Origin of the sequence: Campylobacter sp. TTU-622 (assembly GCF_016598965.1) — a bacterium.
Taxonomy (GTDB): Bacteria; Campylobacterota; Campylobacteria; order Campylobacterales; family Campylobacteraceae; genus Campylobacter_D.
This window is the reverse complement of the sequence record NZ_JAENKR010000072.1, coordinates 1-6620: the sequence shown is the minus strand read 5'-3', so window position 1 is coordinate 6620 and position 6620 is coordinate 1. Positions and strand designations below refer to the sequence as shown.

Here is a 6620-nt window from a genome sequence, read left to right as displayed (position 1 = left end):
ATCTACTACAATACCAAGTCTTACTCTTTCTTTGCCAACTATATTTAAAGCTTCTTTTATACTAGAATTGGGATTTAATTTTAATTTTTTGATATCCATAACATATCCGTAAATTTTTTATTTAAAATTGTATCTAATTTTATATTTTTAAGCTTTGTTTTAATGAATTCATTAGGATTTTTTATTTTATTCTCAAAAGGATTATTAAAACTTTTTAAAATTTCTTTAAATTTTTTAGTTTCTAATTTTTGAAAAGCTTTTTGCAAATCTTTCATATTTGTATCAATAATATTTTCACTTTTTATCCTTCCTTTTTGACGATCTCCTATATTTATACAAGCTGTTCTTAAAAAAGGACTTTCTATGACACCGCTAGATGAATTTCCTATTATGGCTTTTGAAATTTTCATTAAGCTTAAATACTTTTCAACTCCAAGATTATCAAAGAGTTTTGCTTTTTTAGGATATTTCTTGCAAAACTCCACTAAAAAATTATTAATCAAAAGTCCATTTTCATCAGCATTTGCTTTAGTAAAAATCAAACTTGCTTTTTTAAGCTTGATTAAATTATCAAGTAATATTTCAATATTATTTTTAGTTTGTTCTAAATTTAAAGTTTCAGGATGATAAGTGATTAAATAAATATTTTCATCGAATTTAAAATCAAGTTCTTTTTCAAGTTCTTTTTTACTTAAAAAGTTCGTATTTTTAACATTAAATCCACCCAAAGAACCTACATTAAAAACAAAATTTTTATTTTCTCCTAATTGTAAAACCCTATTTTGATATTCTTTTGTGCTTACAAAATGAAGATGAGCCATTTTAGTTATGCTATGCCTTATGCTATCATCAATAGCTCCTAAAGTAAGTTCTCCACCACAAAGATGAGCAATAGGAATATGCATTAAAAGGCAAACACTAGCAACTGCTAACATTTCATAACGATCTCCTAAAATTACTACTATATCGGGTTTTAAACTTTCAAACACCTTAGAAAAACCTTCAAATACTAAAGCCATGCTTTTACAAAGATTTAATTTATCATCATTTGAAGATAAAATGGGAATTTTTTTATCTATTTTAAAATCTTTTTCTATTTCTTTATAAGTTAGACCAAAATCTTTACTTAAATGTGCTCCTGTTGCTATGATTTGTAATGCTAAATCTTTATCATTTTTTATTTCTAAACATAAATTTTTAAGCAAATACCATTCAGCTCTTGTTGCGCTAATTATGCAGATTTTTCTTTTACTCACGAATTAATTCATCTTCTTTATAATTTTTTTGAGCAATTTTTCCTAAAAATTCATCATATCTCATTGCACAAATTCCATTTCCTGGACGCTTTGTAGTTAAATTTTCTTCATTGAATTTCTCACCTTTTTTAATGGCTTTTTTTGCTACAAGACTTTTTCTTGCTATATTTATATTTTTCTTTTCACTCTTACTTGCTTTTTTAATACCACTGCCTAAAGCTAACTCAAGCTCTCTTATGCTTTGACACATAAATTTAAGCTCATTTGGTTCTAAACTTGCTTTGTGATCAGGACCATTCATCGTTTTATCTAAAGTAAAATGTTTTTCAATTACACAAGCTCCTAAAGCTACGGCTCCTAAAGCTACACTTATACCTTTAGTATGATCTGAATATCCTATATTTAAATTAAAAGCATTTTTTAAAGTTTGTATAACCTTTAAATTGATTTCATTAAAAGGAGCAGGATATTCTGTTGTGCAATGCATTAAAGTGATATTGCTTCTTTTTTGGCCATTTTTGCAAAGCACATCTAAACAAGCTTCAATTTCACCTAAATTTGCCATTCCTGTTGAGAGTATAATTTTCTTATTTAATCTTGCAATGGCTTTAAGATAAGGAAGATTGGTAATTTCTCCACTTGGAATTTTAAAAATTTCAAGCCCTAAACAATGTAAAAGCTCTATACTTTCTAAATCAAAAGGAGTTGAAAGAAAAGAAATATTACAAGCTTTAGCATAAGCGATAAGAATTTGATGTGCTTTTAAATCAAGTTCTAATTTTTTTATCATTTCAAATTGACTTTCATCTTGATTAGTTGTTTGAAGTTGATATTTAGCTTTTTTTGCATTAATACTTACGCAATTTTTACTTTTAAAGGTTTGAAATTTTACAAAATCAGCTCCACATTCTGCTGCAACCTCTATCATTTTTTTAGCCAGATTTAAATCTCCGTTATGATTTACTCCTGCTTCTGCAATGATAAGAGTTTTTTTCATTATTTACCTTTACTATTAAAGTTAAATTGAATCTTATAATAATTATATATAGAAATAATATTTAAAAATCAAACTTATTATAAGATTTAATTTATCTTTTTTGATATTTTAAAATAATATTTACTATATATTGTAACAAAAATTCGCTCTTATTTTATCTTTAACTTTAAATTTGCTTTAAAAATACTTAAATTTTTAAGTCAAATTTCTTATTTACCAATATAATTTATTTAAGAAATTTCATTTTTAAGTTTAAATTCTCCAAATTCATTTTTATAAAACAAGTCCATATTATAATGTTTTTCAACAATACGGTAAAAACGATCCTTATTAATGCCAACAAAAGAACAAAAATCTTCAATACACCTATCATCTAACTTATGATCTCTTTCTTTAACAATTTTAATAGCCTTTTCTCTATCTAAAAGTCCATATCTTATAAGTCTAGATGCATAATCACTAGCCATAGCGTGCCCAAATTTTGGATATTTCATCCAAGCATGGATAATATAACCTATGCTATCAATTTGATCAAAATTCTCAACACAATGAGTCCTATCCCATTCATTTTGTAAATCTGTAAAGCCTCTGCTCTTTGCAAAAATATAATTTGAATAAGAATTCCATTTAATAAAATAACTAAGATAAATAGGATCTAATTTAGCAAGATCTTTTTCATTGGGACTAAAAAAAAGTTGGATATTCTCTTCTTTGATTTCATCATCTATAAATTCATTTAAGTCTAAATCTTGTGCTACTCCATTTAAAAAAATATCTCTAGCGCTAGGAGTTTCTAGGTCATACCCCCCCCCATACTCATAACTTACATTTTCGCCATAAACTAGCAAAGGAGTATTAAATTTTAAAGCCATAGCAAAAGGATAAGTATAAATAAGCCTATCAATAAACCAAGTTGGTTTTCCATATTTTTCAAAAGTTTTTAAAGTAATTTTTCTTTGGGTTTTTAAATCAGGCTTTAAGCTAATGATATGACAACCAAAAGTTTCACTTAAATTTCTTAAATTTTTTCTTCCGGCTTTAGTGCTAGTAAAATTATCCTCAACGCTAAATAAAATAGGATTCATTCCTAGTTTTTCTTTCATAATATGCACTTGAAAGTGAGAATCCTTACCCCCACTTACAGCAATAGCACAATCATACTCAAATTTTCCATTCATTCTGCGATATTTATCGCATAATTCCTCTAATTCTTTAAATCTTTTTTTATAATCAATCTTTTCTTTATTTTTATGATTGATACAAGCAGAACAGATATTTTTATCCTTATCATCTTTAAAAAATTTAATCCCTGGTCTTGTGTTTGGCATTACGCAATAATCACAATAAATCATAATAATCCTTGATTTTATTTAAAAAATATAATCATAAGATAAATGGGTTAATGGGGGGGGATCGTTAATGAAACGATATTTTAAGAATTTTTTACTCTTGGAATTTTGGCAAAAATATTCATAATGTGGCGCATCAAAAATAATTCCACCTATATAAAAATAAGATTCAACTGTAGAAAATTTTTGTTTATAATCAAAAAGCGTATCATCGTCCTCAACACCACCTCCTAAAATGCAAAATTTAGAACCTTTTTTATTTGCATACTCAAAGAAAAAATCTAAAAGTGCGGCATTAGCATTGGCCTTTAAAGAATTAGCACTTAAATGATAATAAGAAAAATCTTTACAAAGAAAAAAAGAAGCAAAAGCTATAATTTCTTCATTTAAACTTGCCTTTAAGACAATATATTCTTTAAAATTATATAATTTATCAAAATATTTTTGATCAAAAAAATAAAAATTCTCTGCATCATTTCTTTGCATTGTTTTTTCATAAAGTATTTTAAAATCTTCATTTTCATTTATTTTAATAAAATCTATTTTTAAATTTTCTCTTGCTTTTTTCACATAAGCTTTAATACGAGGATTATAATTTTTGCGTATAGTTGAAATATCACACTCGGTAGGAACTATAATAATTTTTTTATTTTTACTTATAAAATCTAAATTATTTTTATAAGCATTAATATACTCATCAAAAGGATGAAAGCGTATAAAAAAAGCAATAATCTTTTCTTTTAAAGCTTTTTGCTTTAAAATTTCAAAGGCTTCATTTAGAAAATCCTCATTTTTGGTATTAGTATAAATTCCATTGTATCCATAAGGACTTTGTAAATCAAAAAAGCCTGAATTTAAAATTTCTTGTTTAATGCCTAAAGTTTTAAAGATAAATCCATCTTTTTTATATTCAAATTCAAAAACATTTCCATATAATTTTGCATAATTAAAACTAAAATAGATATCATCTTTAAAGCTAAGAGTGTTAAGGTTGGAAGCAAGATAAGCTTCAAGGCTTATCTTGCTCATCTTCCATTCCTCTTTAAAAGATTTAAATCCCCCCCCCCGTTAGAGTACTTCTCGCCTTCGATAATAAAAATTTTATCAATAACTTTTGTCACTTTATCTTCTAAAACATCTTCTAAAGTAAGAATGCTTAAATTTGTTCTTTTAAAATTCTTATGTTTATAAAGCTTCTTAATTTCATTTAAAGTACTAAAACGAAGCTTTCCATTGCCTTTATAAATACCATATTCTGGAATTTGCTCCAAACCTTTTTCTTTTTCATAGCCAAAAAGCCCAGTGGCCAAAGTCATAGAAAGAAATTTGCCACAAGGCTTTAATTTTGATATAGCTTTATCAAAAATATCTTTAGTTTTTTCAAAATCATTGCAACACAAAGAAGCTATATCAATAATTGCATCAAAACTTTCATTTTCAAATTCATCAAGCTTTTGAGCATAATCGCCTATTTTAATTTCTTTGATTTGTTTGCTCAAATTTTCATCTTCTAAGCGTTTTTTAAAACGTTCAACTCCTGTTTTACTCCATTCTATACCACTGACACTAAAACCTTCTCTTGCACAAAACCAAAGATTGGCACCTGTTCCAAGCCCTAATTCTAAAATATTAATTTTATTTCTATCTTTAACATTGTAAAAATTTCTCGCAATAAAACGGATTAAATTTTCACTAGGATATTTTCCCCATTCTTTATTGGAGAAAATGTTTTCCCAGAAATTTGAATCATTCATATCTCTCGCCCTCTATAACAAAAAGTTCATTTTTTATTTTTCCCTCTTCTTTTAAAGAGTAAATTTGAACTTTAATAATTTTGTAATTTTTTCCATTATAAAGCTTTTCTATATCCAATTCATCACAATATCTAATATTTCCAGTAAAAGCGTCACTTCCAGAAGATGGAGAACAAGTATGATAAGCTAAATTTGTATCCTCATAAAAACCTTCATTATTAAAACTAGGGGTAATAGAAAAGAATTTACCCCCGACTTTCAACTTTGAAACCGCCTTTTCAATAATATCTTTGGTTTTTTTAAAATCGTTATAAGCCAAAGAATAGCTATCAATCCAAGCATCAAAACTTTCATTTTCAAATTCATCAAGCTTTTGAGCATAATCGCCTATTTTAATTTCTTTGATTTGTTTGCTCAAATTTTCATCTTCTAAGCGTTTTTTAAAACGTTCAACTCCTGTTTTACTCCATTCTATACCACTGACACTAAAACCTTCTCTTGCACAAAACCAAAGATTGGCACCTGTTCCAAGCCCTAATTCTAAAATATTAATTTTATTTCTATCTTTAACATTGTAAAAATTTCTCGCAATAAAACGGATTAAATTTTCACTAGGATATTTTCCCCATTCTTTATTGGAGAAAATGTTTTCCCAAATATCCATTCCTAAATTTATATCTTTAATAATTTCAGAATTTAGAATATATTTTTTCATTTTTGCCTTTCAAAAATTATTTTACCTTAGATAAATTAATACTTTAATATTTAAATTTAGAACTTTTGCTATCGTCTAAAAACCTCTCATAATCCTCAGGCACACCAATATCTATAAAATAATTATCAAAAATACAAGCTCTAGCTTTTAGAGTTTTAAAATTTTCTTGCAAAAAACTTTCAAAGGAAAATTTATTTTCTAAATTGCAAGTATTAAAAATATCTTTTGATACTAAATAAATTCCTCCATTAATAAATCCTTGTTTAAAAAATTGTTTTTCTCTAAAGGAATTTATAAAATAATTTTTATCAAGTTCTACAGCTCCGTATCTATCAAAATCTTGCATTGATTTTAAAGCAAGACAAATTTTACTTTCTTGTAAATTTAAATAAGATAAGTCTATGTTAAAAAAAGTATCGCCATTTAATACTAAAGAATTTTCATTTACTAAATTTAAAGCTTGTTTTATAGCTCCACCAGTTCCTAAAGGTTTTTTTTCTATGCTATATTCTATTTTTATGTCTAAAAATTTATTTTTAAAGTGGTTTT

General features: G+C 26.0%; 8 protein-coding genes. All 8 read right to left on the bottom strand.

Annotation, left to right across the window (positions count from 1 at the left end; translation table 11 throughout):
- A partial coding sequence (locus tag JG677_RS08860; RefSeq protein WP_234284652.1) for a hypothetical protein occupies positions 1-99 on the bottom strand: 99 nt, incomplete at its 3' end.
- Complete coding sequence (gene neuC, locus JG677_RS06490) at positions 81-1256, bottom strand: UDP-N-acetylglucosamine 2-epimerase (protein ID WP_200285820.1); 1176 nt, start codon at positions 1254-1256, stop codon at positions 81-83. The genes neuC and JG677_RS08860, both read right to left, overlap by 19 nt.
- Positions 1249-2253 (bottom strand): N-acetylneuraminate synthase, encoded by a 1005-nt coding sequence (gene neuB, locus JG677_RS06485; RefSeq protein WP_200170285.1) that lies wholly within the window; start codon positions 2251-2253, stop codon positions 1249-1251. The genes neuC and neuB overlap by 8 nt, the downstream gene beginning before the upstream one ends.
- A 230-nt stretch (positions 2254-2483) precedes the next feature.
- Positions 2484-3605 carry an N-acetyl sugar amidotransferase gene (locus JG677_RS06480; protein ID WP_200285819.1) on the bottom strand — a complete coding sequence of 374 codons (1122 nt, stop codon included), beginning with the start codon at positions 3603-3605 and terminating at the stop codon, positions 2484-2486.
- Between the two features lie 18 nt (positions 3606-3623).
- Positions 3624-4631: a hypothetical protein gene (locus JG677_RS06475; RefSeq protein WP_200285809.1), complete on the bottom strand. Its 1008-nt coding sequence runs from the start codon at positions 4629-4631 to the stop codon at positions 3624-3626.
- A complete protein-coding gene (locus tag JG677_RS06470; protein ID WP_200285783.1) occupies positions 4628-5356 on the bottom strand; it encodes a class I SAM-dependent methyltransferase in 729 nt (242 codons plus the stop codon). The genes JG677_RS06475 and JG677_RS06470 overlap by 4 nt, the downstream gene beginning before the upstream one ends.
- The gene (locus tag JG677_RS06465) at positions 5349-6071 is read right to left on the bottom strand and encodes a class I SAM-dependent methyltransferase (RefSeq protein WP_200285781.1); all 723 of its coding nucleotides are present in this window, start codon (positions 6069-6071) and stop codon (positions 5349-5351) included. Before JG677_RS06465 ends, JG677_RS06470 begins: the two co-directional genes overlap by 8 nt.
- 43 nt (positions 6072-6114) lie before the next feature.
- Positions 6115-6620, bottom strand: a 506-nt coding sequence (locus JG677_RS06460) for a sugar phosphate nucleotidyltransferase (RefSeq protein ID WP_200285779.1), incomplete at its 5' end; no start/stop codon positions are given.